This window comes from Hymenobacter montanus (assembly GCF_014699115.1).
Taxonomy (GTDB): Bacteria; Bacteroidota; Bacteroidia; order Cytophagales; family Hymenobacteraceae; genus Hymenobacter; species Hymenobacter montanus.
This window is the reverse complement of the sequence record NZ_JACXAD010000019.1, coordinates 1-24,622: the sequence shown is the minus strand read 5'-3', so window position 1 is coordinate 24,622 and position 24,622 is coordinate 1. Positions and strand designations below refer to the sequence as shown.

Annotated in this window: 27 protein-coding genes; 8 read left to right on the top strand and 19 right to left on the bottom strand. The window is 59.9% G+C overall.

The window, feature by feature from the left end:
• Positions 1-64: 64 nt before the first annotated feature.
• The 5 genes from IC235_RS15890 to IC235_RS15870 all read right to left on the bottom strand — a co-directional run bounded on the left by IC235_RS15890 (position 65) and on the right by IC235_RS15870 (position 4,898).
• On the bottom strand, positions 65-859 hold the full coding sequence (locus IC235_RS15890) for a tetratricopeptide repeat protein (RefSeq protein ID WP_191006180.1): 795 nt from the start codon (positions 857-859) through the stop codon (positions 65-67).
• A 45-nt stretch (positions 860-904) separates the two neighbouring features.
• Positions 905-3,454, bottom strand: a complete 2,550-nt coding sequence (locus IC235_RS15885; protein WP_191006179.1) for a DEAD/DEAH box helicase family protein — start codon at positions 3,452-3,454, stop codon at positions 905-907.
• Between the two features lie 136 nt (positions 3,455-3,590).
• Positions 3,591-3,821 carry a hypothetical protein gene (locus IC235_RS15880; protein ID WP_191006178.1) on the bottom strand — a complete coding sequence of 77 codons (231 nt, stop codon included), beginning with the start codon at positions 3,819-3,821 and terminating at the stop codon, positions 3,591-3,593.
• Positions 3,811-4,473 carry a GIY-YIG nuclease family protein gene (locus tag IC235_RS15875; protein ID WP_191006177.1) on the bottom strand — a complete coding sequence of 221 codons (663 nt, stop codon included), beginning with the start codon at positions 4,471-4,473 and terminating at the stop codon, positions 3,811-3,813. Before IC235_RS15875 ends, IC235_RS15880 begins: the two co-directional genes overlap by 11 nt.
• Complete coding sequence (locus IC235_RS15870) at positions 4,401-4,898, bottom strand: hypothetical protein (RefSeq protein WP_191006176.1); 498 nt, start codon at positions 4,896-4,898, stop codon at positions 4,401-4,403. The genes IC235_RS15875 and IC235_RS15870 overlap by 73 nt, the downstream gene beginning before the upstream one ends.
• Positions 4,899-5,077: 179 nt before the next feature.
• On the opposite strand from IC235_RS15870, the gene IC235_RS15865 reads away from it, so the two are divergent.
• The 6 genes from IC235_RS15865 to IC235_RS15840 all read left to right on the top strand — a co-directional run bounded on the left by IC235_RS15865 (position 5,078) and on the right by IC235_RS15840 (position 11,382).
• Positions 5,078-5,587, top strand: coding sequence for an FtsZ/tubulin family protein (locus IC235_RS15865; protein WP_191006175.1), 510 nt, complete (start codon positions 5,078-5,080; stop codon positions 5,585-5,587).
• A gap of 28 nt (positions 5,588-5,615) precedes the next feature.
• Positions 5,616-5,939 carry a hypothetical protein gene (locus IC235_RS15860; RefSeq protein ID WP_191006174.1) on the top strand — a complete coding sequence of 108 codons (324 nt, stop codon included), beginning with the start codon at positions 5,616-5,618 and terminating at the stop codon, positions 5,937-5,939.
• A 156-nt stretch (positions 5,940-6,095) separates the two neighbouring features.
• Positions 6,096-7,007, top strand: a complete 912-nt coding sequence (locus tag IC235_RS22680; RefSeq protein ID WP_191006173.1) for a helix-turn-helix transcriptional regulator — start codon at positions 6,096-6,098, stop codon at positions 7,005-7,007.
• A gap of 68 nt (positions 7,008-7,075) precedes the next feature.
• Entirely contained in the window at positions 7,076-8,773 is a 1,698-nt protein-coding gene (locus IC235_RS15850; RefSeq protein ID WP_191006172.1) for a DUF262 domain-containing protein, read from the top strand.
• Between the two features lie 416 nt (positions 8,774-9,189).
• The gene (locus IC235_RS15845) at positions 9,190-9,807 is read left to right on the top strand and encodes a DUF6088 family protein (protein ID WP_191006171.1); all 618 of its coding nucleotides are present in this window, start codon (positions 9,190-9,192) and stop codon (positions 9,805-9,807) included.
• Between the two features lie 246 nt (positions 9,808-10,053).
• Complete coding sequence (locus tag IC235_RS15840; RefSeq protein WP_191006170.1) at positions 10,054-11,382, top strand: ATP-binding protein; 1,329 nt, start codon at positions 10,054-10,056, stop codon at positions 11,380-11,382.
• Positions 11,383-11,557: 175 nt separating this feature from the next.
• On the opposite strand, the gene IC235_RS15835 is transcribed toward IC235_RS15840, so the two are convergent.
• From IC235_RS15835 to IC235_RS15825, 3 genes are read right to left on the bottom strand one after another with little or no spacing between them, the layout of a single operon-like run.
• Positions 11,558-11,935 (bottom strand): hypothetical protein, encoded by a 378-nt coding sequence (locus IC235_RS15835; protein ID WP_191006169.1) that lies wholly within the window; start codon positions 11,933-11,935, stop codon positions 11,558-11,560.
• Position 11,936: 1 nt separating this feature from the next.
• Positions 11,937-12,308, bottom strand: coding sequence for a hypothetical protein (locus IC235_RS15830; protein WP_191006168.1), 372 nt, complete (start codon positions 12,306-12,308; stop codon positions 11,937-11,939).
• Positions 12,309-12,318: 10 nt separating this feature from the next.
• The gene (locus IC235_RS15825; protein WP_191006167.1) at positions 12,319-12,762 is read right to left on the bottom strand and encodes a hypothetical protein; all 444 of its coding nucleotides are present in this window, start codon (positions 12,760-12,762) and stop codon (positions 12,319-12,321) included.
• Positions 12,763-13,399: 637 nt separating this feature from the next.
• Between IC235_RS15825 and IC235_RS15820 the strand changes: the two genes are divergently transcribed.
• On the top strand, positions 13,400-13,597 hold the full coding sequence (locus IC235_RS15820) for a hypothetical protein (protein WP_191006166.1): 198 nt from the start codon (positions 13,400-13,402) through the stop codon (positions 13,595-13,597).
• A 228-nt stretch (positions 13,598-13,825) separates the two neighbouring features.
• Here the strand turns inward: IC235_RS15820 and IC235_RS15815 are convergent, their stop codons facing one another.
• The gene (locus IC235_RS15815) at positions 13,826-14,248 is read right to left on the bottom strand and encodes a response regulator (protein ID WP_191006165.1); all 423 of its coding nucleotides are present in this window, start codon (positions 14,246-14,248) and stop codon (positions 13,826-13,828) included.
• 262 nt (positions 14,249-14,510) lie between these two features.
• Between IC235_RS15815 and IC235_RS15810 the strand changes: the two genes are divergently transcribed.
• Positions 14,511-14,738, top strand: coding sequence for a hypothetical protein (locus IC235_RS15810; protein ID WP_191006164.1), 228 nt, complete (start codon positions 14,511-14,513; stop codon positions 14,736-14,738).
• Between the two features lie 58 nt (positions 14,739-14,796).
• Here IC235_RS15810 and IC235_RS15805 read toward each other — a convergent pair whose 3' ends face one another.
• From IC235_RS15805 to IC235_RS15760, 10 genes are all read right to left on the bottom strand, one after another.
• Positions 14,797-15,174 (bottom strand): hypothetical protein, encoded by a 378-nt coding sequence (locus IC235_RS15805; RefSeq protein ID WP_191006163.1) that lies wholly within the window; start codon positions 15,172-15,174, stop codon positions 14,797-14,799.
• A 25-nt stretch (positions 15,175-15,199) separates the two neighbouring features.
• Positions 15,200-15,589: a hypothetical protein gene (locus IC235_RS15800; RefSeq protein WP_191006162.1), complete on the bottom strand. Its 390-nt coding sequence runs from the start codon at positions 15,587-15,589 to the stop codon at positions 15,200-15,202.
• 18 nt (positions 15,590-15,607) lie between these two features.
• On the bottom strand, positions 15,608-16,147 hold the full coding sequence (locus tag IC235_RS15795; RefSeq protein WP_191006161.1) for a hypothetical protein: 540 nt from the start codon (positions 16,145-16,147) through the stop codon (positions 15,608-15,610).
• A gap of 6 nt (positions 16,148-16,153) precedes the next feature.
• Positions 16,154-17,044, bottom strand: coding sequence for a hypothetical protein (locus tag IC235_RS15790; RefSeq protein WP_191006160.1), 891 nt, complete (start codon positions 17,042-17,044; stop codon positions 16,154-16,156).
• Positions 17,045-17,075: 31 nt separating this feature from the next.
• Positions 17,076-18,461 carry a conjugative transposon protein TraM gene (gene traM, locus IC235_RS15785; protein ID WP_191006159.1) on the bottom strand — a complete coding sequence of 462 codons (1,386 nt, stop codon included), beginning with the start codon at positions 18,459-18,461 and terminating at the stop codon, positions 17,076-17,078.
• An 18-nt stretch (positions 18,462-18,479) separates the two neighbouring features.
• On the bottom strand, positions 18,480-19,379 hold the full coding sequence (locus IC235_RS15780; protein ID WP_191006158.1) for a DUF4138 domain-containing protein: 900 nt from the start codon (positions 19,377-19,379) through the stop codon (positions 18,480-18,482).
• A gap of 19 nt (positions 19,380-19,398) precedes the next feature.
• Positions 19,399-20,154, bottom strand: a complete 756-nt coding sequence (locus IC235_RS15775) for a conjugal transfer protein TraK (protein ID WP_191006157.1) — start codon at positions 20,152-20,154, stop codon at positions 19,399-19,401.
• Positions 20,155-20,202: 48 nt separating this feature from the next.
• Entirely contained in the window at positions 20,203-20,850 is a 648-nt protein-coding gene (locus IC235_RS15770) for a hypothetical protein (protein ID WP_191006156.1), read from the bottom strand.
• Between the two features lie 24 nt (positions 20,851-20,874).
• Positions 20,875-22,005 (bottom strand): conjugal transfer protein TraG N-terminal domain-containing protein, encoded by a 1,131-nt coding sequence (locus IC235_RS15765; protein ID WP_191006155.1) that lies wholly within the window; start codon positions 22,003-22,005, stop codon positions 20,875-20,877.
• Positions 22,006-22,007: 2 nt separating this feature from the next.
• The coding region (locus tag IC235_RS15760) for a TraG/VirB4 family ATPase (RefSeq protein ID WP_191006154.1) at positions 22,008-24,622 on the bottom strand (2,615 nt) is incomplete at its 5' end.

The following is a 24,622-nucleotide window of genomic DNA, read 5'->3' as shown; positions in this document are numbered from 1 at the left end:
TCGTACCTAAAATAGGTTTTGAAAAGCCGTGCTTAGTGTGCACGGCTTTTTCAATGAAAGCTACTTAATCGAAATCCGGGTCGCTACAATGGCACGGGGCCATTTGACACCGCTGGCATGTCTTATAGTCGAAGTAGGTGTCATTGGCCCGACTGTATACTTCATCCTCTGACAACAGAGCATCCATTCGTTTGAGTCGACTATACGCTTCGGACATCTTGCCTTCCAAGTCGATAAAGTAGTAAGGATAAAAACCGAGTGGGAATTGCTGGCTGCCCGCCCCTGGTTCGTTGTCCAAAGATTTCTCTACTGGCACTGTTTGCAGCCATTCCAGTAGCTTCATTGCAAGTAACTGCTCCGTTGTTAGATACAGGAACGAAAAATCACCTGCCTGTTTACCGAGCGCAGTGTTCAATCGCTCAATGGCCTTGTCGAAATTGCCCAAGCGGCATTCAACAACTCCGGCCAGGTAATAAGCCCGTTTGTCGAACCGCATTCTAAGCAGATACTGGTCAATTGTCAGTAGGCTTTCCTCCAACTGCCCGGCTTCAGCCAGGCAAAAGGCCTTGGCAAACAAAATGCTTTCATTGCCTTGTAGACCCGTTGGATGCAAGTTGTCTTTCTTGAAATGAAGCAAAAACAACTCAATGTCCACGAGAGCTGCGGCGTAGTCTTTCACCTTTGCTTTCGCATAGGCTCGGCACTTATAAAAGTGAAAATTACGAGGACTGTCCGCTATTGCCTTATCTAATAAGGTCAAGGCTGCTTTGTAGTTGCTTTGAGCTAGGTGGAATAGCGCCCGGTCGTACTCAAAGAAACCTGCCCCGTTCGTGATGCCGTTTTCGTATAGAAGACCCATTTTAACGGCTTTTTGGGGTTGAATAATTTTTATGTGTAATGTCGCTTAATGTGCCCCTTTCACCGCGTTTTGCTTTCTAGTCAGCAACTGCAGGTTCTCGAAGGTGGTGAGGCCCCCGTTACTTATCGCCGTGATGTGGTCCAACTGAAAGTCGAGCTTGTTTTTGCTTCGGTAATCGCCTTCCGCGCTTTGGTAGTACCCTTCGGCATCGCGATGCTTCTCGTACACATGGTCACTGAGCCATTTCCAGTACGCCGGGTTCTGCTCCCGGATTTCGCCCATCGGCAGTTCCTCTAGTCGGCGTAGCTCCTTCCGGTCGGTGGGGATGATGGTCGGGCGTTGGTACAGGTCGGGGTTGCTGATGCGGCGGATGGCCAAATCGACTTCATGCAGGAAGTAGCGCTTGTCGTGGCCAAAGAAGGTTTTCCATTGTGATTCGTGCTCGTCCCACAACTGGCTTTTGTAGGCTTCTTCCTGCGAACGACTGTAATCGCCCGCCAGAATATCCTTCGCCACGTTGGTCACATCAAACTTGGCGCGGTCCTGCAACTCGATGTAACTCGGCAGTGACTCGCTTTGGTAGTAATACTGCACGATGTCCTTGACGTCCTGCGGGCTGTACCCCGGGTACAAGTCGTGGCCAAAGAAAATCTGGCTCTCGATGGTCGCGCTCAGTTCCTGCAGCTGCGCTTCCGACAGATAATCCGCCACCGGAGCCTTCAGGCCCGCTACCAGCGTGGGGAGCGCATGCATCAAATCGGCGTAGGGCTGCTTGAGATTGCTGTACACGAGAACCTCGCAGTTCTTCTCCCGGGCTTCCTCCTCGAACTGACTCAATAAGGAGAAGTGGTAAATGCCGAGCGGCAAGCGCTCGATGAAGGGCATGTTTTCCAGCTTCTCCTTGTCGGCTTTGTCGATGTGGTCGTTCACCAACACCGCGAACTCTTCAATCTTGCTGATGGAAATCAGCCGGACGAGCTGCTTTTGGGTGTTTTTCTGCGTGTCGTTAAAGTCCGTGTTCTCCTCGATTATCAACCGTTCGGGGTTGACCCAGGCAACCTTGTCCTCCCAGTTGTCAATGAAGCTGACGATATAAGCTTCCTTGGTGCCACCGGCCTTTTCGCCGCGCAGCCCCCGCCCAATCATCTGCGTCATCAACGTCGGCGAGATGGTCGGTCGGGCCAGGAAAACGGTTTGGACATTGGGTAAGTCCGTGCCTTCCGTCAGGATGTTCACGTTTATCAACACGTCCAGCTCCCCGGCCCGGAAACGCTGGATAATCTCTTTGTTGCCCTTGCTGGAAATGGTGACGCCGGTGGCTTGGTCCCGAATGGAGGAGAGCACGTACTCGCAGCGGATGTCCTTCAGCTGAAATAGCTTTTTCAGGGCAATGGCGTTGTCCTGATTGAGTGCGAAAACGAGGGTCTGCTTGTATTTGGCCTTGTTCTCGCAGTAGCGGTTGACAATACACCAGTTGCGTTGGTCGTTTTGGGCGATGGTTTTGGCCGTTCCCTCGCCGATGCTGCCAATGTCGAAGTAGTTCAGCTTGTCCAGTTCCTGCTTGTTGAACAGGCTCAGGACGTTGAAATCGGTTTCGACACTCTCAAAGACGGGCTCGGACAGGATGCCGCGGGTAATGAGCTTGCGTAAGTCAATCTTGTAGATGATGTCGTCAGGGAACACTTTCGCCAGCAGCCCCTGCTCTTCCTCGACGGTGCGTAAGGGCGTCGCGGTCAACCCAATCATCCGAAACTGCTTGACGCTGCCGCGAATGCTCTCGACGAGCTTCCGGTAGGTACGGGCCGTCGCGTGGTGTGCCTCGTCGATGATGAGAAAGACTTCTTCCTGGTTAACCAGCCATTTATCCAGCAGGTACTGAAAGCCGGCATTCAGGCTGTCCTTGCTGGCAATGATGAGGTCATCCGTCGGGCGGATATGTACCGGCTTATCGTGAATGCCCGAGATGATGCGGTAGTTGAACGAGGGCTTGGTACGTAGAATGTCCTGAAAAGCCAGCCGTTCGTGGAACGTCGCCTTGGCCTGGTCCAGGAGTTCGTGCCGGTGGGCAATCCAGAGGATTTTCTTGTTCTGGTTGAGTAGGTTGGTGCACAGCCAATGGGCCGCCGTCAGGGTTTTTCCGCCGCCGGTTGGCAAAACGAGCAAGCCTGCGAAGGGTACCTTCCCGGACTTGGTGATTTTGTCGTTCAGCTGCTGCAAGGCCTCCTTCTGGTGGGGATAGAGCGTGATGCCGCTGTCCTGTTTGGCGACCTCGATGGTCCCGGCGTTGTCGTAACTTATCTGGTCCTGGCCGTTCTGCATGGTTTTGGCTGCCCCTTCGAGGCGGAAGGTGATTCGGTCGGTAGTGCGGCGGTCAAAATCGGCAATAGAGCTGTGTGATTCGCGCTTACACCACACGGTGATGTTGTTGGCTTGTAAAAAGCTGTCAATAATGGCCATCCGCTCGGGGTTGCGCCGGAGACCCATCCCGAACCAATCCAGGAAGTTGACATACTTCAACACCAGCAGCTTGCGGTCGCGCTCTTTTATCAACCCTAAGAGGTGTTCACAACCGGCGATTACTTCAGCCTCTTCCATAAAAACGAGATGCGAATGCTAAGAAAGGGCACAAGATAGGAGTAGCATCAAGCAAACTATCACAATTGCTCCAAGCTCATTAGTCCTGTCCATTTAGGTGGTCCTGCCAGATTTCTTCCCACTCACTTAAGTGCGCCTACGCGGATTCATAGCTTGGAAAGTCGTAGGATATAACGTCGGCCAGGTATTCCTTCTCCCACAGCTTGGTGCCCGGGTGCAGCACATACACCGGCCTGGTTTTGTACTCCACCAGCAGTTGCCGCGTGTCGTTGCCATCCATAAGAAACGGCGACAGCTTGAAGCACTTGATTTGCGCCAGGTCGAGGGTCAGGCCCGCGTGCGTGGTAATGGCTGCCTTATTGCTCATGGGATGCTTTCTGGTTAAGGCCGTGGGCGCGGGAGCCGAGCTTTTTCATAAAAAGGTATTCGCGTTTGATGACTTCGGGCCGGGTCATGGTTTTGGGCAGTGTCATCAGGACCGTGAATTGGAAATGCCGGCCGTGCTGCGCATCGGCCGCCAGGAGCTTGACCAATTCCACGTTGCCCCCGTGGCCCCGCGTGGCCACGTAGTCTTTCCAGCGGCCCCAGATGCCTTCTGTGCCGGAGGCGGAGCCAATGTATTGCTTGCCGCTGGACTGGTCCAGTATCAGATACACCCCGGCCGTGGCCGAGAGCATCCGGCACCACTCGTCGCGGGGCGACTGACTGGTGACGAGTTGCGTCAGCTCTGCGAACGAGAGGGTGAAATCCAGGTAGTCGGTAAAGGGCTGGCTGAACGGCTTGGGCTGAATTTCCAGGACCGTCTTGCCCACTTCCGGCCGCAGCCATTGGTGCCAGCTGATGGCGGCTTTGCCCCAGTCGAAGATGACCCGCTCTTTCAGGTCGGCAAAGCCGGGCACCTCGACCAGATTGTAGTAGTAATGTTCTTCGGTTTCGCGCTCGATGCCTAGCACCTGAAACACCCCACAAAGCGAGACTGGCTGCCCGGCTCGCCCAGGCAGGCCACGAGGAAGTCGCATTTGTCAAACACGCGGTTCCCCTGCTGGCGCTGGTAGTCGAGGAAGGCTGGCCGGTGGTTGCGGTAGAGGTCGTGGATGTCAATCGTGCCGCTGGTGTCGCGGTGCCGCACCAGCTTCGTTTTGGCCGTGCGCGGGAGGCCGCGGGCATAGAGCAGTTCCTGCAAGGTGATGGGATTGCCGCGCTCGGCTTCATCCGGGGCTTCCTTATAATGATAGGCGCAGCCATCGAGTACCCCCTGGTCCAATTCGGGGTAGCTGAAGACGATTTCCCGCCCGTTGGCTTCCCGCAAAATGGTGCACAGCTGTTCCGGGCCAAACCCCATCATATAAGTTATGGGGCTCTCGGCCGCTGGAAACTGCTCCTGGTAGGCATCCAGCAACGCGGTAAGCTCGCTTTCCTGGTCTGAAAGTAGTGGATTGGTCATTCGATTTGGGCCGGGGAATTAGCAGCCGGGCCTAATAAGAGCCAAAGAATCGGGCGGTGCAAATCGAAGATATCCCGAACATTTAGCTTAACCCCGGCAGCGATTTTCCGGCCCGGATGAGAACGACACGTTCTGTCGTCGTCTGCCTGCACCTTCGTTTAAAATTGGCACCTGAACCCATGCAGACCCCATTCATCCCACCCCTGGCAAGCGGCCTAGCCCAGGCGGATGCCCTGTTCACGTCCTGGCTACAGGAATGCGCCGACGTGCCAGCCGTGCAGGCATTGACACCGGCCACAAAATCCGGCCTGTTGACCGTCTTGCAGCACATTCTGGCGGATACCGGGGATATTAATGTAGACCACCAGGACATTTGGGCATTGCTGGCCGGGGCTACCTCTCTGCAATTTGGCCTGGCCACCGGGGAGGGCCACAACCGCGCCGTAGTGGTCGGACAGCAGCTATGGGCAGAATCCACCGTGCTCGGAGAGGCTACACTACCGGCCCATCGGATTTTGCTGGCCATTCAAAGCGGAATGGCAACGGAATTGGAAATGGACGAGCTAACCTACCTGCTGGAATACGTGGTGAGCCAGGCCGGCGACCAGGCCGAAGTTGTGTTTGGGCACGGCCTTAATCCGGCCCTCGGCGAAAGCATCCAGGTGATGATGCTCGTCAGCCGGCAGTAAGCCCACTTCTACCCTTCTGAGTAACCCCATGCTACGACCGCTGCGCATTATACGACTGGAATGTCAGACCGAGGAAGACCGGCAAGCCCGGGAAGAGGTGCTGAACACTCCGGTACCTCCCGGCCTGCCACCGAACACCAACATGCTCCTGGGTTCCGTTGCCCGCCGCTATCGGGGGCGGGGCCTGAGCCTGGCTGAGCTGGTCGAGGCCGGAAAGGACGGCTGGCAGCGGGCACAGCGCTACTTTGGCGCGGATACCGACAAGTTCGAGCGGTGGGGTCTGCTATGGGTGCAGGAGAGCATGTTGATGGCCCTTTACGACAATGAAAATATGGCCGGCCCTCCATCATAAAGGGAGTTTGCCGGCCGCTACTAATCCTTACCTTGCACCTTGCTTACGCTTCATCAGGAGAGCAGGTACCGTCCATTTGCCTTCTACTCCGGGGGATGAAATTGGGCAGCGTATCCGGTTGAAATCCTGGACGAATGGAAGCACTTGCTTTCCTCTGTGACGACCCACGCCCATTTTCTTCGTCAATTACTAGTGGTCCTGCGCCTGCAGCACCTCAAGCGGGCGGTGCCTTTTGTGGAGTTGCGCGACTACTTGTTGGAGCAGACCTCGCTGCGGGACCTGGCCGCTAACTACTCGCAGCGCACCCTGCAGCGGGACTTGCCCCAGATTGCCGAGCGCTTTGGCGTTACCATTGGGCACGACCGGCGAGCCGGCGGCTACGTGATTGTCTCGGCAGACCCGTTGCCCGAAGGCTACCAGCGCTTGCTCGATGCCTTTGAACTGCAGGAGTTCCTGCGGCTCCCGACGGCCCTGAGTCCGTTTGTGCAGTGGGAGTCCCGTCGGCCCTTGGGCACGGAGTGGCTGCAGCCGTTGCTGCACGCTGTGCAGCTGCGCCGGCAGGTCGCGTTTCAGTACCATAAGTTTTGGGAGGAAGCGCCCACCCATCGGACCGTTTCGCCCCTGCTGCTCAAGGAATTCAAAGGCCGGTGGTACCTGCTGGCGCACGAGCCGGCCCGCCAGGGGCTGCGGTGCTTTGGGCTTGACCGCATCCGGGCGCTGGAATCGACATCTCTTTCCTTTGAGCCCCCTGCGGACTTTGAGCCTGATACCTACTACGCCCACAGCTTTGGCATCATTCGTCCCGACCACGAGCCGCCGGCCGAAATAGTCCTGGCGCTGGAACCAACGCAGGGCCAGTACCTCAAGTCGTTTCCCCTCCATTCTTCACAACGAGTACTGGTGGATACGGACGAGGAGCTACTGCTTCAACTCACCGTGTACAATACCCACGACCTGCTGATGGAACTGCTCTCCCTTGGGGACCAGGTGCAGGTATTGGCCCCGGTGTCGCTGCGGAAGCAGATAAAACAGATTCATGCCACCGCTATGAAGGCCGGCCCCTTGTAGCGGGCAGCAACCAGCCGGCAGCCTACGACCCTAAACCATCACCTTATAAACAACATCACCCCCACTACATGGAAGCATCGAGTACCATCAAGAAAATGCTGGCCGGCAACAAAATTGTCGTTCCAACTTACCAACGCGCTTACTCGTGGGAGACCGAGGCGAAAAAGGAGAACTCCACCAAACAGGTGAATGTGTTCCTGCGCGACTTGGAGCAGTACAACACCAGTTCGGCCAGGACCCCCTACTACTTCGGGCACTTCCTGTTCGAGGAGATATCCAAGGAGGACTTCGCGGTGATTGACGGGCAGCAGCGGCTGACCACGCTCGTTATCTTTCTCTCCGCCTTGTTCACCCGCCTGAAGGCCATTCGGGAGTGGACCGACCCGGAAATTGAGGCCAGGGAAGACATGGTAAAGCGGAACTCGACCTACCGCTTTGAAACCGTCGATTACGACCGGCAACTATTCAGAGACTATGTCATCAACCAGGAGCGGAAGGATAACCGCGGCCTGCAAACCACCTCTGCCAAACGCATCGTCGCCGCCTTCGACTTTTTTACCAATGTCCTGGCTGAGAAAGACGAGCGCTATCTGGTGAAGATGCTGGAAACCATCAGTGAGGCCACCTGCACCACCCACCCGGTGCGGGACGAATCGGAAGCGATTCAGATGTTCATCTTTCAGAACAACCGGGGGAAAAAGCCCTCGAATCTGGAGATTATCAAAGCGCAGTTCATGTTTGCCGTGCACTTGCAAGGCGGGGAAGCCAAGAATGGCCTCATCGAAGAGATAAAGGAGCGATTTGAGAATATCTACAAGTCCATCTCCTCTATCGAAGGGTCCATTAAGGAGGATGAGGTGTTGGGGTACACCCTCCAGGTGTTTTTCAATTCCTTGTCGGAAAGCAGCGCGCTCGATAGAATCAACAAGAAGCTGGCGGTTGCCGACCCCGTACCTTTTGTCAAAGCCTTTACGCAGGCATTGGACACGAGCTTTCGGCACCTGACGACCTTCTTCAAACACGATGAGCCCGAGCACCATGCGATTCACTCGCTGGTAGCCCTTGGCGGATATAGCCTGGCCATCCCGTTTATCATCAAAGCCTACACGTTCCGGCTGCCGATTGAGAGCATCTGTCAGCTGTGCACCTCGTTAGAATCCGTGGTGCTACGGAGCCGGGTAATAGGTACACGGGCCGATTTAACGTCCCGTCTAAATGATGTGTATTCGGGCTTCACGGAGGAGACCCCCAGCATCGACCCGATTGTCAAGCGGGTCAATTATTTGAAAACAACCACCGAATGGTGGTACGCCTATTGGAACAAAGTGGAACTGAACAAGGCCTTACAAGGCTGGCTGCACCCGGCCACTGCCCGGTTCCTGTTGTGGAAGTACGAGAATCATTTGCAGAGCAAGGGCAAAAGCGGGTATGCCCTTTCCCGCTTCGATGCCGTTACCCGCCCGGAACTGGAGCATATTGCGCCCCAGACGCCAACGAAAGGGGAACCAGTAGCCGCGGGCTACCCGGCATACGACGAGGAGTTCAGAAACCAGTATATCGACTGCTTGGGCAACTACCTGCTATTATCCAAGTCTCATAACTGCTCGGTTGGGAACAGTCCGTTTCTGGAGAAGCGGGCTTCCTACACGCACACGGCTCAGCAACGGGAGATTCAGGACCTCAGCGCCGAATCCAACGTGTGGAGTAAAGAAATGATTACTGCCCGGAAAGCAAGCATCATTGAATTCATTACGGAGAACCTGTAATAGCAGGTAGCCGGGCCAGTGGCGATGCTACAGGCAGGAGAAGCAAAGAAGCCCAACCATAGTAAGGTTGGGCTTCTTTGTTTGGTAGTGCTAAGCCGTCCTTATCGATACCTATTATCTGACGAACAAGACAGAAGCCTTTGGTGCCCGTTAGGTAGCATAAGTAAGAGTTATAATGTCTAAACTGGGGCCGGTTCAGGTTTGCCCTGTGAAATTATCTGCGCGCAACTTATTGCCCTGTCAGGCGGCGCGCAGCCAGTCTTCCCACTCACGCCAACACCGCGTCGTGTTGCCCAGGGTATAAGCCGACACTAGCTCAACGGCTGGAACTCCTTCTCCGAAAATAGTGTCAAGTTTTTACTCGTGAAAACTTGACACTGTGACGTACCTTGCTTAATGAATCTCAACGCGTGCTCATGCCAGAGTCTATCATGCAGCGGGTCCGTCAGCAGGTATTGGCGGTTGAGCCGGGCCGGCTGCTGACCTACGCAGACCTAGTGACCGAGCCGTCGCAGTTCGGCGCGGTGGCGGCGGCCTTGAGCCGACTCAGCCGGGATGGGCTGGTGGTCCGCTACGCCAAAGGGCAGTACTACCGGCCTCAGAGCAGTCGATTTGGGCAGCTGCCGCCGTCCGAAGGTGCTATCTTACGCATCCTGACTACTACTGAAGAAGGGATAGTATCAGCTTATCTCACCGGCGCTGCACTTTATAACCAGCTAGGCCTGACTACCCAGGTGCCCGCTACCATCAAAGTGACGACCCCCAAGCCGCGGCGCACCCGGCCAAAGCGGGTGGCGTTTGTGGTGCGCCCGGTGCCGGAAGATGCCAGCGATGTGCCGCTGCTGCAGTGGCTGGAGGTGCTACGCGACCTGCGCCGCATTCCCGATGCCAGGCCCGATAAAGTGTTAGCCCGGGTGCAGCGTTTTGTCGAAGCACTTGCCTCGACCGAGCGCCGCCGCCTCGTGGAGCTGGCCAGCCGCCAGGCCCCGCGTCCGCGCAGTACTCGGCGCGCTGTTGGAGCTGCAAGGCGATAAACACGGTGCCGCTAGCCTACGGGCCACCCTTAATCCCCTCACCACCTACCGACTCGGGCTCAGCACCGCCGCCCTTCCCAACGCCCACCAGTGGAACATCCGATGACGCTTCCGCATAAAGCTATCGAGTGGTAGCGCACGGCCTTTGCTGTTGCTCCAACCAGCGGTTTTCAGCGTGGGAATTGGGTAACTTGCCGGCTATTGGTCTTTTTGTTTCCCTACCCCGTCGCTTCGTTACCGTTATCCATGAGCACCGCCCGCGAACAGCAAAACATTGAGTGGAAGGAATCGTGGCGGGAGGAATACTTCAAGTGGATTTGCGGCTTTGCCAACGCGCAGGGCGGGCGCATCTTCATCGGCAAAAACGACGACGGCCGCGTGGTAGGCCTGTCCAATATTCGCAAGCTGCTGGAGGACCTGCCCAACCAAGTGCGCGACTTGATGGGCATCCTGGTGGAAGTCAACCGCCACGAGGAGGCAGGACTGGAGTACCTGGAAATCGTCGTCGAGCCCTACCCATATCCTATTAGCTACCGCGGGCAGTACCATTACCGCAGCGGCAGCACCAAGCAGGAGCTCAAGGGGCCGGCGTTGAGCGCGTTTCTGCTGCAGAAGCAGGGCAAGCGCTGGGACGGGGTGCCGGTGCCGAGTGTTGCCGCGGCTGATTTGTCGGCCGAGGCTTTTGACTTGTTTCGCCAGCGCACCGCCAAAAGCGGGCGCGTCGATGAACAGGTGCTGCACGACAGCAACGAGGCTTTGCTTGATAACCTGAACCTGGTCGACGGCGACTACCTGAAGCGAGCGGCGGTGCTGCTGTTTCACCCGAACCCCGAGAAGTTTGTGACGGGGGCGTACGTGAAAATCGGCTTCTTTGCTACCGACGATGACCTGCGCTACCAGGATGAGGTACACGGGCCGCTGCTGCTGCAGGTGGAGCGGACGCTGGACTTGTTGCAAACCAAGTACGCCAAGGCTCAGGTGCGCTACGAAGGCGCCAGCCGTATCGAAGAACCGCCCTTTCCGGCGGCTGCCCTGCGCGAGGCCCTGCTCAATGCATTGGCTCATAAGGACTACAGCGGCGGCACGCCGGTGCAAATCAGCGTGTACGAGGACCGGCTGCAGTTCTGGAACGAGGGCCACCTGCCCGACAGCTGGACCGTGGAAAACCTGCTGCGCAAGCACCCGTCCAAGCCCTTCAACCCGGACGTGGCCAACACGCTGTTCCGGGCGGGCTACATTGAATCCTGGGGCCGGGGCACCATTAAGATGTTGAATGAGTGCCGTACGGTGCACTTGCCGGCCCCGCGTTTCCACTTCGAAGCCTCGGGTTTTATCGTAGCGTTTGCCGAGTACTCGCCGGCCTACTGGCAGGCCCAGGGAGTACGCGCCGACCTGGTGCCGGTGCTGCTCTATACCGGGCAGCACGGCAGCATTACCAACACCCTGGTGCAGCAGCAGCTGAGCGTGAGCAAGCCTACTGCTACCCGCTACCTGAGCGAGTTGGAAAAGGGCGGTTGGCTGCAGAAATCCGGCAAAACCGGCGTGGGCACTCAGTACACGCTGCTTGATTCTTAAAGGGCTCACAAAGGGCTCATCACTTCCCGGTAGGATTTAACAAAAGTGTCTTGGTAGCGCTAGAACACTGTTTTTGGTGCAATACTGCGCAATGGCAATGGGATCAGTAAGGGCTCACGGGGTCTGGTATGCTTCGGCAAATAAGCAGCTTGGACTGCCGAATGGAGAATCTGCTCTATAACCCAGCGGCAGCCCGTTGCTGCTGCTCTAAGGCCCAGTCCTCCGGGGACAAGATGGCCTGCATAAAAGCGGAGTAGCCCACGTCGCGCCGCTCCAGCGCATGCCGGCGCAGGGCCAGGCTGGATTTAGCGCCCGCAAAGCCGCCCTTCTCCATAGCTTGGCGAAAACGTTCGGGCAATCCTTCCAGCCAGTGCCGATAATCTTCCTCCGTGACTTCGCCGTCGGCCAGCTGCTGGTACCGGTACGTGGCGTTGCCCAGGCGGAACAGCCGGGCCATCGCGGCCCGTTGGCCTTCGGGCAGCTGCTGCAAGGCCTGCAGCTGGGCCTGGTGGTGCTTGTCGAGCGGGTGACGCGGTTGCAGCAGTTCTTCCATGCTATTCCGCCAGCCCTTGCTTGGCAAAGCTGGATAAGGCGTGGTTGTTTTCGTAGAGCAAGCCCGCCCGCTTGCCAGCGTTGAAATTGGGCCCATCCCCGCGCAGCACCTGCCAGATGTTGGCGTAGGCTACGCGCACCGACGAGCGGGGCTGCTGGCTGCCGGGCTGGAGCAGCACCTCACACGTGAAACCGTCGGCACCGATTTGCAGATTCCACACCGTGCTCTGGTGCAGATGCAGTGTGCCGAGCATGACCGGGCCGTTCTCCGTCTCAAAGTAGGTCGTGCACACCATGAAATGATGCTGCGGGGTGGAAAGGCCGGCGTGCACCTGGTGCAGAACGGCGGCTACATCATGCGGCTCGCGGGGCATAAGACGGTCGTTACGGTTGGTTAATAGTCCACGGGGTAGGGTAGTTCTCGCGGTGGATACGCTCATTGTAGTACACCGAATCGGTTGGCAGAAAGGTAAGCCGCTCGTCCACTTCCTCCCCAGGCGGGATGACTTTGCGCAGCAGCTGGTAGAGCTGCTCGAACGGAATCGTGGCGCGAAAGCGGTCAATCCAGGGGCCCGGGGCGTGCGGCTCATCGTCTTCCGGGTAGCGCACGAACTCCGTGTCGAAGGCCACGAAGTCGGGACCGATTTCAAGGTTGGCGACCTCGCCGTGGTGCAGGGAAAACACCGCCGGGTAGTGCCGGTGCTGCGGGTGATTGTCGCGGTCGTAGTAGTGCCCGCCCAGCAGGTAATACACGCTCGGGTCAGCGAGGTCCCTTGCGACCTGGTGCAGCAGCTCCGGCAGATTAGCCCAGGTGTTCTGATTTTCCATTGACGGAGCCGCAGGGGGTAGCGAATGAGGATAAAATTCCAGTATGAGACGGAAATTGGTGAATAAATTCCAATAAGAGGCGTCTGAATGCGTCAGGCATGCTCAGCTGCGCAGCTGACTGCGTGGGATTCTGATAGGGTATGCGGTTACGGCTCAGACTATCCTAATTTTGCGGAGTAGGCCACAGGCCATCATAAGCAGGGAGATGCCGTCCTGGTAAAAATTGGTGCCGGACGCTAGCAATTTTGCAGGTTAAAAAGCGTAACAGCTGCCTGTTTTGCCCGTATTGGCTAGCTTTGCCTGCCAAACTGATTGCCGAGTATGCTAGCTCAGAAATCCTACGCTTTGCATAGCTGCCCCTCGTCAGCGGTTCACTCTGCGGACTGGCTGCGCTGGGCTCACCGGCAGCCGCTGCCCATTCAGCAGCGGCCCGCCCTGTTTGTGGGCTCCCTGGCCTAACGCTCCCCATTTCCTGAAATCAGTGCCCTGCTGCGCTGGCGTGTAGCCGGCGGCGCTGATAAGCTGTTACCTGCCCGGCCGCGAGCTGCGGCTGCAGGCGGGGCGTTTCCCATCCTTTCCGTCGATATTTTCCATGGCCGCGAGTCCGTATCGCCGCTTTTCCAGCATTTGCCCTACCGTGCAAAGACTGGTCATCCGGCTCATTCAAGAAGAATTTACCCCACTACTATCTCTTTCCACTGCTGTTACCGAGGCCGCCTGGGCCCGCGCCGTGGCGCTGGCAGACCCCACCTTTTATTATTGTACGGCTGCCGAACCCGCCATTCGAATTTGCCCGGAATCCTACGAGCAGCTGCGTGAGCAACTGCCCCGGTAACTGACAAGGGCAGAGTAGCGCTGCTGGCTTTTGCTCAACCGTTGAAGTACAAAGGCAACGGGGCCGCGCAACCCTTGCCTTTGGCAGGGACCCAGCTTGTGCGGAAGCATTTTTGTTTCTCCGCTTGTCGACCCCTACAGACTGGCGCCGGGCCCTTCTAGTGCGCCAGGAGGGCCCGGTGGGTTACCCGAATGATGGATTGTCTTCCCGTTTTCGGGGACAGGCGACCTAATCGCGCGCAGGAGCAACCGTGAAATAGTCGTGGACGAGCTCGTGGAATTGGTTAGCCGTGAAGGGTTTAATGAGATAAGCGGAAGCAGACAGCCAGATAGCCCGCTCCAAGTCGTGCGGTTGCCGGGAGGAGGTGAGCATGGCCACGACCTTGGCGCACTGCTGCTGCTCGGGCAGGGCGCGGTACGCTGCCAGAAATGCAAAACCGTCCATGACGGGCATGTGCACGTCCAGTAAAATCAAATCGGGGCGGGTGCGAATATCGTCGGCGCGCTGCGCGTGGATGATGGCCAGTGCTTCTTGCCCGTTGGCGGCTTCGAGTACGTGCTGGGCTGGGCCCAGCCGGGCCAACAACCGGCGGTTCAAAAACCGAAGGGTGGGGTCGTCGTCGACCAGTAAAATGCAACGTAGGGAGTCCATGGCTAGCAATTCAAGCATGAATGGCCGACACAGAGTAGCGAGGCAAGCCAGTAGATTAGATAGTTACCCAACGGCAAAGCGGGCATTACGACTGAATTCGCTGGCTTTTTTTAAACCGCAGCCCTTGCGCCACGCTCTGTCGGCATATAAAAAGCCCCCTCTTTCCTGGCCACGATATTTTCCTGCTAGCCTAGCTAAAACAAGCTGCACTGTTTCACGCTTTGCTGATTATACCCTAGCGCGTTTATCTAACAGCAACCCCGTGCAAGCCCCCTTGAATTTCGGCCCCGCCGAACAAACCACCGACCAGCGTCGTGAAATTGCCAATCGCGCCCTAGCCGTCACCGTAGAAGAAGCCAATCATGCCAAGGCCGAGCTCATGGCCCTCTACGACCGCTACATAGCGGGCGAGGTAGATTTGTACGCCATCAGCATCCATGTGGGGGAAGCGACGCGTCAACGGCTGTTCGAATTGCTTAACGACGAGTAAATGGGGCAGGGGCTGTTGCTACTAGCAGCCCCTGCCCCGCACTTTCTGCTACTCGCCTTTACGCCGTGCGCTCGTGGCCGGCCAGCGCGACCAACTGGTCATAGCAGCGCAGCTCGTGGCTGAACAGCGCATGCGCCTGCGGGGTCGCAAACCAATAAAAGTGGCGTTTGGCCTTGTCCGGGGAGAGGAGACGAATAACCTCAACGGAATGGCCCCAGGTGGCCAGCAACCGCTGCACCAGCGGCACGTAAAGCGGCCGGTTGTCTTTCTTGATTTCCACCAGCCGGGCGTAGTTAAAGCGGTACTCCCTAGCCCAGGGCTTCATCTGCCCGTGCATCATCCGGTTAAGCCGGTAGCGGACGAAGCGCAGGGCCGTAGGATAGTTGATGACCAGGGCCGGGTCGGGAAAACCGGCGGGAATGACGGGCGAATCCATGCCGCGAAGTACACAATTTGCTTCCCTACTGCCCAATCACGTACACCGGCACGGCCTGCGCGTCGGCGCCGCGGCCGGTCTCCTTTTTCACTTCTCGGCCGTCGAGCAGGATGGAAGCCGTTATTTCCGACGTCGCAGTGCCCCCGTCGAGGCTGGCTAGCAGGCCCACGTGGTCACCCTGCTTCATGGTGCGCTTGAAGCGGTAGGTAGCCGGCAGTGGAACGTTGTTCATCGTCGTGGTGCCGCCGCTTTCGTTGTCGTAGCTGATGTAGTCCGATGCGGGGGCGGTGGTGGAAGAAATGCGGTATTCCACCTGGTATTCCCTGGCGCCGGCGGGCGTCGCATCATCCTTGGAGCAGCTGACGGCGAAAGCCAGGGTAAAGCCACTGAGCAGCAGATAAGTCAGTCGTTTCATAGGTCAGAATGGCGGGGGTTAGCGAAAGTGGTAGCGCAGGCCGGCGCTGGCGTAGCCCGGCCACTGGTCGATGAGCGGGTTGTTAAACAGGTAGCCCTTGGTGGCGGTGGCCACGAGCGAGAGCCGGTTGCCCAGGAAGCAGTCGACTTCAGCCCCGGCCTGCGGGCCGTAGGTGAAGCGCTGCGGCTCCTTGGCATCTGGGGCCAGCTCGCTGGTACCGTTTTCGCCGGTGCGCTCGTAGCCAGCGCCGGCGCCCAGCAGCAGGTGCACGTAGGCCACTTCGCCCAGCCGAAACAGCTGCGGGGCCAGCAGCACCCGGCCCACGTAGCTGGCGTATTCACCGCGGCCACTGAGGGTGCCGGCGTCGCGCAGCCCGCTGGCGCGCAGGGCCAAGCGGTTGGTGAGCATGCTGGTGTAGCTCAGTTCGTAGAAGTCACCCTTCTCGGAGCGGCCCAAGTGGGCTCCCCAACTGGCAATGTGTTTTACGTGGCGCTGGGCGGAGGCCGGCACGGCGCCGGCCCCCACCAGCAGCAGGGCCACTAGCAATAGGTTCTTCATAAGGGGTTAGTTGCGGGGGCGGGCCCGGTCGGCTTTGATGAGGGCGTTTTGCACCAGGATGTCAGAATAGACCATTTCGGCTGCCTGCCGCGAGGGGCCGGGCTGGGCGGCTTCGGCCAGCAGCCGGTCGGCTTCCTGCCGCAGCTGCATGGCCTTAATCATGTTGTCGTTTGAGGTGTTGAGGGCTACCATCCGCTCGCCCTCGGTCATGGCATAGCGTCCGGGGTTTTTCAGCGTGGCATTCATCTCGATGCTCTGCTGGGTCATCTCGTCGGCAATCTTGTAGTAGCCAAAGGCCGTGGCAATCTTCTTTTTCTGCATCATCTCCTCGTAGGCAAACGTGGAGACGGCCGCTTCCTCGCGCTTGGCCTGGTACTCGCGGGAGCTCATGCGGTTGTTGCCGGCCGTGGCGCCGGAGCCGAAGCGGGAAAACACGTCGTAGACCGTGTTCAAATCCTGCTGGGGGTTGTTGAGCTGCAGGGCCTGGCGCAGGCGCTCGGCCTTCTGGAACACGGGCATGTACTGGTTGCTTTGCCCCCGGCCCGACATGGCCAGGGCGCGGGCAAACAGCTCCTGGGGGTTGGAGAGTCGCAGGTCCTGAATGCTCTGCACCTTGCGCAGGTCGGCCTGCACCTGGCGCTGTAGCTGCAGGGTCTCGTCGGTGATGTCCTTCACCTGCCCGGTAATGTCCTTGGTCACGCCGGCAATCTGCTTGGCGTCCTTGATGACTTGGTAGTTTTTGACCGTTTCGGCCCACTCCTTGAGCTGCTTGGCAAACTGGCCGATGTGCACGCCCATGTGCAGCGGGTCGTTCACCACGGCCTGTGCCGCAGCATCCCTACCAGGAGCGAGTGCTAGTATGAAGGCCGCGAGGGCCGGCAAAAGCGTCTTTTTCATCGTTGTATCCGGTTTAGTGTGGGAAAATGAATCAGCGGGCCGCGGCTTCGGGGCCCAGCTGGCCGGCGGCCGCGGTGGTAATCAGAATGGGGTAGCCGTCGGGCAGCAGCACGTCGCGCAGCTTGGTGCGGGTTTTGGGCCGCGACAGGACGGAGGCCGCCACGCGGCCGCCCACGCCCACCACGGAGTTGGCGGCCGAAGCCGAGCGGTCAATGGCCGTGCTGATTTCCTGGGTGGTCTGCTGCTGCAACTCGTTGCCCGCCATGCCGGCTTCTCTGGCCACGCGCTTCACCGGGTCTATCATGATGCCCGGCATGTAGTTGAAGTCATAGATGTCGGCCTGCACCCGCGTCGGACCCAGGCGGTTGACTTCCAGCGTCACGTTGTTGGCGCCCACGGTGGCCACGCCGGCGAAAACCATGTTCTTGGGAAAGGTCACGCCCGAGATAACGGCATCCTCCAGCAGGCGCAGGATGACCACCGAGCCGGTGCGCACCTTCTGCTCGCCGTTGATGACGCACTTGAAAAACACGTCGGGCGCCAGCTGCTGCTCGCGCTGGCTGCCCTGGGCCATCATCCGGCTGGCGTTGCCCACTTTCACGGTGTTGAAGCCATCCACGCCGGGCGCGCTCATCCGGGTGGCCAGCAGTTGCGCGGTCTGGTTGGGGTCGCGGTAGCGCTTGCCGGTCATGCGCTCGTAGGCGGCGCGGGTTTCCGGCGGTGAGGAGCCCAGCATGGCCAGCACGTCCGGGTCGGTTTCAAACGGGGTGCCGTCCACGTCGCGGGTTGGTACCAAGCTGCGCCCGCTTCGCCCCGCACCAGCCCGGCGGCTGCCTCCCCCGCCCGCCGCAATACGCCGGCGCGGTACCACCAGGGTTTGCGCCCGGTAAGAGCCCGTGGAAGGGTCCTGAATCGTGGTTTCGATGGTGTCCACGTCGGCCGCGGCCAGGCGGGCCGCCTCCGCACGGCGGGCGGCGGCCTGGGCCGTCGCCTGAGCCCGGCGCTTCTTGCGCAACGCTAGGCCGGTGGTATCGACGGCAAATACCTCCACGACATCCTGCTCGGCGGCCCGGGCCGGGGCACTTTGGGCATCTTGCTCGGCGCGGCGCTGGGCTTCAATCTGAGCCGAGGGGGAGGCAGTGGGCGCCGGCGGCACCGTTTCTACCGAGGGAATCTCGGGCTCGATGTTGGCTGAGGCGGCCGCGACGGGCTCGCGCTCTTGCTGGGCAGCTTCCTTTGCCGATTTCAGCCAGAGCAACAGGCCACCGATGATGAGCACGAGCAGCAGGCCAGCAACGGCCATCCAGTTTGAGCGCAGGATTTCCGTGGGGGTGCGTTTAACGGCCGCAGTTGGCTGCTCATTCTCCGGCGGGGACGCCGAGGCGGCTGCTTGGGTAGGGGGATTGATGGGTTCCATAGAAATAGCCAAGCAGGGTTAGATGGTGGCGGCGCGGTTAATCACGCGGGAAGGCACAGGCAGCACCAGCACCCGGGCGCCGTTGAGTTCGCGCAGGGTTACTTCCAAGTAGCCGCGCTCGGTGGCCGCGTACAACGGAATGGCATAGGTCAGGTAGCCGGTCGTGCGGCCGGTAATCACCTGGTTGGGGCCTCCGCCCGAGGGCGCCAGCGGGCGGCGGGCCTCGTTCTTTTTGCGGGCCAGAAACTTCTTCTGCGCGTTTTCCACCAGCTGGAAGTCGGTGAAATCCACGTTGTAGTCGATGTTGGTCTTGTTGATGACCTTGAAGCGCAGGTAGGTGAAATCCTTGTCGTTGCGCACGTTGGCCAGTGAGAGCACCAAATCATTGTCGACCACGGCCACGGCCTGGTGCTCCTCACGGGCTTTGCGCAGCGTCTGGAGCTTGCCCTCGACGACGGCTTTCTTCTCCCGCTCCTTGTCCAGGGCCAGCTCGTTTTCCGGAGCGGTGCCCGTGGAGCGGGCGCTTTTGCCATTGATGCTCAGCGCGCCGTCCTTTTGAAAGTCGTAGAGCTGCAGCACCGGGCGGTTCACGTACACGAGCCGTCCCATCCAGTACTTCGAGCCGTAGCGGATGAGCATGGGAGTGGGCGGGGCGTGCTTGCGCCTGGCGCGCACAAACACGGCGTTGGCCTCAATCTTGACCAGGTAGTTACCTGCCATGCCCACGTCGACCAGCGACACCGGTCCGCCAAAGACTAGGTAAGTGGTGGAGGAATCGGACACGGCCACGTCCAGAAGGTCATCGGTGGCCACGACGGCCGAGGCCGGGGTGGTAGCGCCCGTTTGCGCGCCAGCAGGCACCGTTGGGAGAAGCAGTAAAAGGAGCCCCAGCAGGGCCGGAAGGGTGTAAAGTCGCATCGGTGAAAGGGATAAAAGGTTAGTTGGCCGGGGTAGCGGGAGCGGTAGTTGGCTTGTCGCTGGGGGCCAGCGGCGCCGTGGGCGCGCCGGCCGGGGCCAGGCCGCGCTCGGCTTCCTGCAGGCGGCGCTGCCGGTCGGCTTCCTGGGCCTGCAGCAACTCCTGCTCTTCCCGTGTGAGCTGCGGGCTGTAGGGGATATAATCGAAGTTGGTGATGAGCAGCCCGTAGGGGTTGGCGTCCGAGCGGTTGGTTTCCACCAGGTTGAACTTGGCGGCCAGCGGCAGGGGCTCCTTCTGCTGGCCCCCGATGAAAATGCGCTGCTTGATGTAGACCGAGCCTGACCAGGGGCGGCGGCTCATGTCCACGAGCACGCTGTCCACGGTCACCACGTTGCGGGCGGCGTAGCGCTCGTAGTTCTGCAGCACCTGCCCGCGGGTGAAGCCCTCGTAGATGCGCCGGCCGCCGCGCCCCTCAATCAGGGGCAGGGCCGCATCCAAGTTGGCCTTGTAGGTGTATTGGTCGTGGCCAAACATAGTTTGCATGAACTGGCGCACCAGGTTGCGGGCCTCGTAGGGCGTGTGGGCATCGTTGCCGGCTGAGAGGGCCGCTACCGAGCCGGTTTGCGAGACGACGTACACGCGCCGGCCGCTGTTTTCGTAGGCTCGGTACACCAGGAAACCCGAGGCCAGGGCCACGAGCAGCAGGGCCAGCACGCTGCCCAGCGCCAGGTTGCGCATGGTGGAGAAGGAAGTACTTAAGTCTTTGGCGGAATCCATTGGTGAGAGTCTGTTTGTGGTAATTGGTACATTTTCTCCCCACTGCCCTTACTGGCTAATGGGCAGCAGCACCTTTTTGAAAGAATCGTCGAACCCGCCGGTACGGCCCCGATAGGGGTACACCACCAGGGCAGGCTGCTGTTGCTCGTTCTGGCCTGTGAAGGCGTAGAGGGTTCCGCGCACCGTCAGCGGCTTGCGGGGTTCGATGGGCGTCACCGTGTACCGCTCACGGCCGGGTACATTTAAGTTGAGGCCCCCCACACGGAACGAGGCCAGCGTATCCCGGCCGTTGGGAGAGTACAGCGGCAGCGAGGCCGGTACTTTCTGGCGGCCGAAGCCCTGCGGTATCCACTGCAGCACGGCCTCGTAGGAAATGCGGTAGCCGGGCGCGACTTTCTGACCATCGGCGCGGTCCGGGTCCGATTGCCACAGGGCCGGCAGCCGCAGCTGCATGGGCTCAGCTTTCAGGGCCCGAACGGAAACTACCTGCAGGTAGCCTTCGCGCGGGGTCTGCTCGGCTACGCCGGGTTTGAGGTCCACGGCCGCAAGGGGCAGTGGGGCCGGAAGGGTAGCTGTGGGCGCAGTTGCGGCCGGCGCCATCGGAGCAGCAGCATGTTCCGTCGTAGGGTTAGATTGACAGGCTGCGGTTAGCCACAGGGTAAAGCCGGCCGCGATGCATAGAGGAAGATTCTTCATGGATAAGAAGTCAGCGGGGATGAGTTATTTGGTCCAGATGCCCGAGGCGCGCTGGCGGTAAGACGGGTTCAGCGCTTCCGACATGGTGATAGTGGGCAGGCCGGAGGAGGCTGATGACGTAGCGGATTCACCCGCGTCGCTGCTACCGCCGCCAGTGCCACCTCCCCCACCGGGGCCGTGCGCCCCTCCCCCGCCGCGGCTGCCCCCGTTGCCCAAGGCGCGGCCCACGGCGCTCGACAACCCCCCGCCGCCAGGCGAAGCCACGCCGGCCACGGCCGTCGCGGCGCCCACAGCCGAGCCGACCATGGAGCCCACGAAGCCCTGCACCGCCGAGGAGCCGATGAACATCGACGTGAGGTAGGGCACCATCACGTAGAGCAGCACGAAGGCCACGGACATGACCATGAACTTCTCATCGTCCACCGACTGCTGCGGGCCGTTAGTCAGGCCACTAAACAAGCCGTTGGGGGCCTGCGCCGTCTCGGCGTAGAAGCCGTAGATGGTGTCGAGCAGCACGAACGTGAGCCCCCAGAGCTGCACGGCCAGGAAGTTCTGCAGCCACTTCATGGCCAGTTGGCCAAAGGCTGGAATCACCGACAGGGTCATGGCAATCGGACCGCACACGTACAGAAAACCCAGAATGAACTGCTGGATAAACTGCATGATGTGGCGGATGATGAGCACCGCCGTGGCCGTAAACAGCCGCGTCAGGATGCCGGAGAGCGTGAACGAGCTCAGCGTTTGGGAAATGCTGGTCATCAGCGAGCTGGCGCCGGCCACGATGTCGCCGATGCCCATGGAGTCATTGCGCGCGGCGGCCGCCACCGACGCCGGCGTGGTCAGGTCGCGGATGGCTTCGGCCGCCGACTTATCAGTCGAAAACATGGCCGTGAAGGCGGCCAGGCCCGCGCCCAGCGTGTCCATCAAGGTTTGGTAGAAGAACAGCAGGAAGAGTATCCAGGTGGCCTTGATAATCGGGCCCCAGTCCATGGCCAGGCCGCTGCCGGAGATAAAGCCCCGCCCGATGGTGTAGAGCAGGGCGATGCCCATCAAACTGGGTGTGATGAAGCGGCAGGCGGTGAGCACGACCTGCAGGGTCTGGTCGCAGGCCCGCAGAAAGCCCGGGTCGATGCCGTAGGCAACCATGGCGAGCATACTCATTTGGCTAGGGCCCCTCTGCGGGCCTGTTTATCTTCCACAAACTGGTCGACGGCGTAGTCCAGGCGCTGTACCCGCACTGGCTCGTACTCTAGCTGCCCCTCGGCATTGAGCAGCACGTGGCCATTCTTGTCGGTTTTGGGCCGCTGCTGGGTCTGCTGGTAGAACTTGACCAGCTTGTTGAGGTGGTTGCGCTCCACGGGTTTGGAGGTCAGAATGGCGTCGAGCTGCGGCGAGGCTTCCAGGGCGAAGACCTTGCCCTTGGCGCCCTGCTTGATGAAGAACTCCCGCAGGGCCTCCGTCGAGCGCACCGACTTAATCAAGTCCATCTCGTGGCCGGTCAGGCCGAGCGGAGCCTGCAGCTGGGCCAGGGAGTCGGGGTTGACGTGGCGCAGGATAATCTTGGTGGCCGAGTTGTTGATGATGGCCGGCCCGATTTTGCTGCTGGTAATCTCGGTGATGCCCTGGGTGATGATGGTGACCGAGCCGTTGGTTTTGCGGATGGTGCGGTACATCGACTCGATGAATTCCGACAATACGCCCGAAAGCATGGTCCAGGCCTCGTCCAGGGCGATGTACTTGATGTCGTCGGGAAACTTGCGAAACAAATCCAGCGACAACTCGGTGATGAGCATGGCCACCACGGGGTACAGGTCGGGGTCGGCCTGCACCTTGGCCAGGTCAAAGCAGATGAGCCGGTACTCCGACAAATCCACGTCGCGCTTGGCGTTGAGCACCCGCTCGTAGCGGCCGCCGGTGATGTACTGGCCCAGCACCAGGAAGAACTGGTGCATGTCGATGTACTTCAGGTTTTTCTGGTACTGCCGGCGGGCCCCGTCCAGTGGGTCGGGCTCCACCCCGTCGCCGGGCAGTGCCACGGGCTTCTGCATCTCGTGGTCAAACTGCTCGACAAAGCGGTAGAAGCTCTCCATGCCGGGAAACTCCTCGTCCTTCTGGTTCAGGCGCGGGCTTTCGTTCAGGCAGGCGTAGTACTCAATCAGAAAGCGCGAGAGAATGGTGCGCTCACTCTTGTCCAGGGTCGTGTCCTTGCCGCCCTTCCAGAGCGCGGCCAGCAAGGCCAGGTGGAAGTTGGTTTTCTCGTCGTTGTAGAGCCACTTGCCCGAAGCGTCGCGGGGCACGACGAAGGGGTTGAACTCGATGGGCCGCTGCGGGTCGTACTCGAAGTAGGTGTTGTCGAAATCTTCGCCGTTGAGCGACTGCAGCACGTTGCGGTAGGTGCCGCCCACGTCCATGATGATTTGCCGGGCGCCTTTCTCGAAGCGCTGCACAATCAAATTGCCGAAGGTGTAGCTCTTGCCCGAGCCTGACGGGCCGATGACAATGGCGTTCTGGTTGTCCAGGGCCGTGTTGAACAGGTTTACCTGCACCAGGTTGCGGAACCGGTCGGTGAGGTACTCCCCCACTGGGTCGGTTTTGTAGGTGGCCGTCCAGTGGGTATAGCAGGCACCGCGGTCGGCGGTGCTCGTCAGCCAGCGGTCCGGCACCTGCCAGGCGTTGCCGGGCAGCAGGCCGAAGAACACGGGCAGCGCCAGGTAGCTTTCGACGACGCTTTCCGTGCCGAACATGTAGCGGAAGGCGGCCGTGGCCCGCTCCACGTTCTCGCGCCGGCTGGTGTCGTTCGTGTCCCAGAGCACGCAACTCAGGTGCAGGCCCATAATCTGCTTGTTCTCGGCCCGCACCTCGGCGGTAAACTCCTCGACTTCGGCGGCGCGCAGGTGGTTGTCCTGAGTGGCCAGAAAGGAAAGGGAGGCGTTGAGCTTGCGGTCGGTATCCAGCGAGCTGAGCTCGGCGCGGGTATCCTGAATCAGCAGGGCCTGGGTGAGCACGTGCGGGCACTGCAGGATGTGGGTCAGCGGGTAGAGCATCGGCGCCGTCACCCCGTAGGAGTTGCGCACGGCCGGGTAGGCATCGGAGCCCTGCCCCACCATGCTCAGCACGTTGACCTTGTGCTCGCCCACGCTGAAAGTGCCCAGGTCGTTGCCGATTTCGCGCTCCTGCCGGGTGGGCTGGCCGTCGAAGTTGAGGTTGAAGTACTGCAGGTAGAGCTGGTGAATCTCCGCGCTGGGCAGCCGCTCAAAGGTCACGCCGCCCAGGTTTTTGATGCCCTGAATGAATTCCACGGCCCCGCTCTCGGCCGCTTCAAGCGTGTGCACGAGCTGGGCAAACGGGTTCTTGAGCACGGCCTCGCCGGCGCGGGCCACCAACGCATTCACCGCGTTGGTCTTGGGCGACTTCACGGCTACCGGGGCAAAGGAGAGAAACAGGTAGGACTTCTGGAACAGCACCAGCCGCTCGAAGAAGTGCTTGTTCATCTTGTTCTCGAAGTAGGTCTGCTGGGTTTTGTCCTCGCGGTAGGGCCGGTCGTAGTAGATGTCGGTTTTCTGCACGATGGTGCCCACCGGCAGGGGCCGTAGCACGCCCACCAGCGCGGTCTGGAAGGCCTCGTAGTCTTCGGCAGTCCAGCTTTCCATCTCGGCGGGCTCCACGCGGAAGCCCACCGCGACGCGGCCGTCCTTGAAAACCACTTTGTCGCCCTCGAAGCTGTGCACGGGCATCACGGCGTTAAACGCGGCCGTTTTGGGCTTTTTGGTCA

Coding starts and splice junctions, on each gene's coding strand:
- IC235_RS15890 (WP_191006180.1), bottom strand. CDS start 859: ATGGGTCTTCTATACGAAAACGGCATCACGAACGGGGCAGGTTTCTTT.
- IC235_RS15885 (WP_191006179.1), bottom strand. CDS start 3,454: ATGGAAGAGGCTGAAGTAATCGCCGGTTGTGAACACCTCTTAGGGTTG.
- IC235_RS15880 (WP_191006178.1), bottom strand. CDS start 3,821: ATGAGCAATAAGGCAGCCATTACCACGCACGCGGGCCTGACCCTCGAC.
- IC235_RS15875 (WP_191006177.1), bottom strand. CDS start 4,473: ATGCGACTTCCTCGTGGCCTGCCTGGGCGAGCCGGGCAGCCAGTCTCG.
- IC235_RS15870 (WP_191006176.1), bottom strand. CDS start 4,898: ATGACCAATCCACTACTTTCAGACCAGGAAAGCGAGCTTACCGCGTTG.
- IC235_RS15865 (WP_191006175.1), top strand. CDS start 5,078: ATGCAGACCCCATTCATCCCACCCCTGGCAAGCGGCCTAGCCCAGGCG.
- IC235_RS15860 (WP_191006174.1), top strand. CDS start 5,616: ATGCTACGACCGCTGCGCATTATACGACTGGAATGTCAGACCGAGGAA.
- IC235_RS15850 (WP_191006172.1), top strand. CDS start 7,076: ATGGAAGCATCGAGTACCATCAAGAAAATGCTGGCCGGCAACAAAATT.
- IC235_RS15845 (WP_191006171.1), top strand. CDS start 9,190: ATGCCAGAGTCTATCATGCAGCGGGTCCGTCAGCAGGTATTGGCGGTT.
- IC235_RS15840 (WP_191006170.1), top strand. CDS start 10,054: ATGAGCACCGCCCGCGAACAGCAAAACATTGAGTGGAAGGAATCGTGG.
- IC235_RS15835 (WP_191006169.1), bottom strand. CDS start 11,935: ATGGAAGAACTGCTGCAACCGCGTCACCCGCTCGACAAGCACCACCAG.
- IC235_RS15830 (WP_191006168.1), bottom strand. CDS start 12,308: ATGCCCCGCGAGCCGCATGATGTAGCCGCCGTTCTGCACCAGGTGCAC.
- IC235_RS15825 (WP_191006167.1), bottom strand. CDS start 12,762: ATGGAAAATCAGAACACCTGGGCTAATCTGCCGGAGCTGCTGCACCAG.
- IC235_RS15815 (WP_191006165.1), bottom strand. CDS start 14,248: ATGGACTCCCTACGTTGCATTTTACTGGTCGACGACGACCCCACCCTT.
- IC235_RS15805 (WP_191006163.1), bottom strand. CDS start 15,174: ATGGATTCGCCCGTCATTCCCGCCGGTTTTCCCGACCCGGCCCTGGTC.
- IC235_RS15800 (WP_191006162.1), bottom strand. CDS start 15,589: ATGAAACGACTGACTTATCTGCTGCTCAGTGGCTTTACCCTGGCTTTC.
- IC235_RS15795 (WP_191006161.1), bottom strand. CDS start 16,147: ATGAAGAACCTATTGCTAGTGGCCCTGCTGCTGGTGGGGGCCGGCGCC.
- IC235_RS15790 (WP_191006160.1), bottom strand. CDS start 17,044: ATGAAAAAGACGCTTTTGCCGGCCCTCGCGGCCTTCATACTAGCACTC.
- traM (WP_191006159.1), bottom strand. CDS start 18,461: ATGGAACCCATCAATCCCCCTACCCAAGCAGCCGCCTCGGCGTCCCCG.
- IC235_RS15780 (WP_191006158.1), bottom strand. CDS start 19,379: ATGCGACTTTACACCCTTCCGGCCCTGCTGGGGCTCCTTTTACTGCTT.
- IC235_RS15775 (WP_191006157.1), bottom strand. CDS start 20,154: ATGGATTCCGCCAAAGACTTAAGTACTTCCTTCTCCACCATGCGCAAC.
- IC235_RS15770 (WP_191006156.1), bottom strand. CDS start 20,850: ATGAAGAATCTTCCTCTATGCATCGCGGCCGGCTTTACCCTGTGGCTA.
- IC235_RS15765 (WP_191006155.1), bottom strand. CDS start 22,005: ATGCTCGCCATGGTTGCCTACGGCATCGACCCGGGCTTTCTGCGGGCC.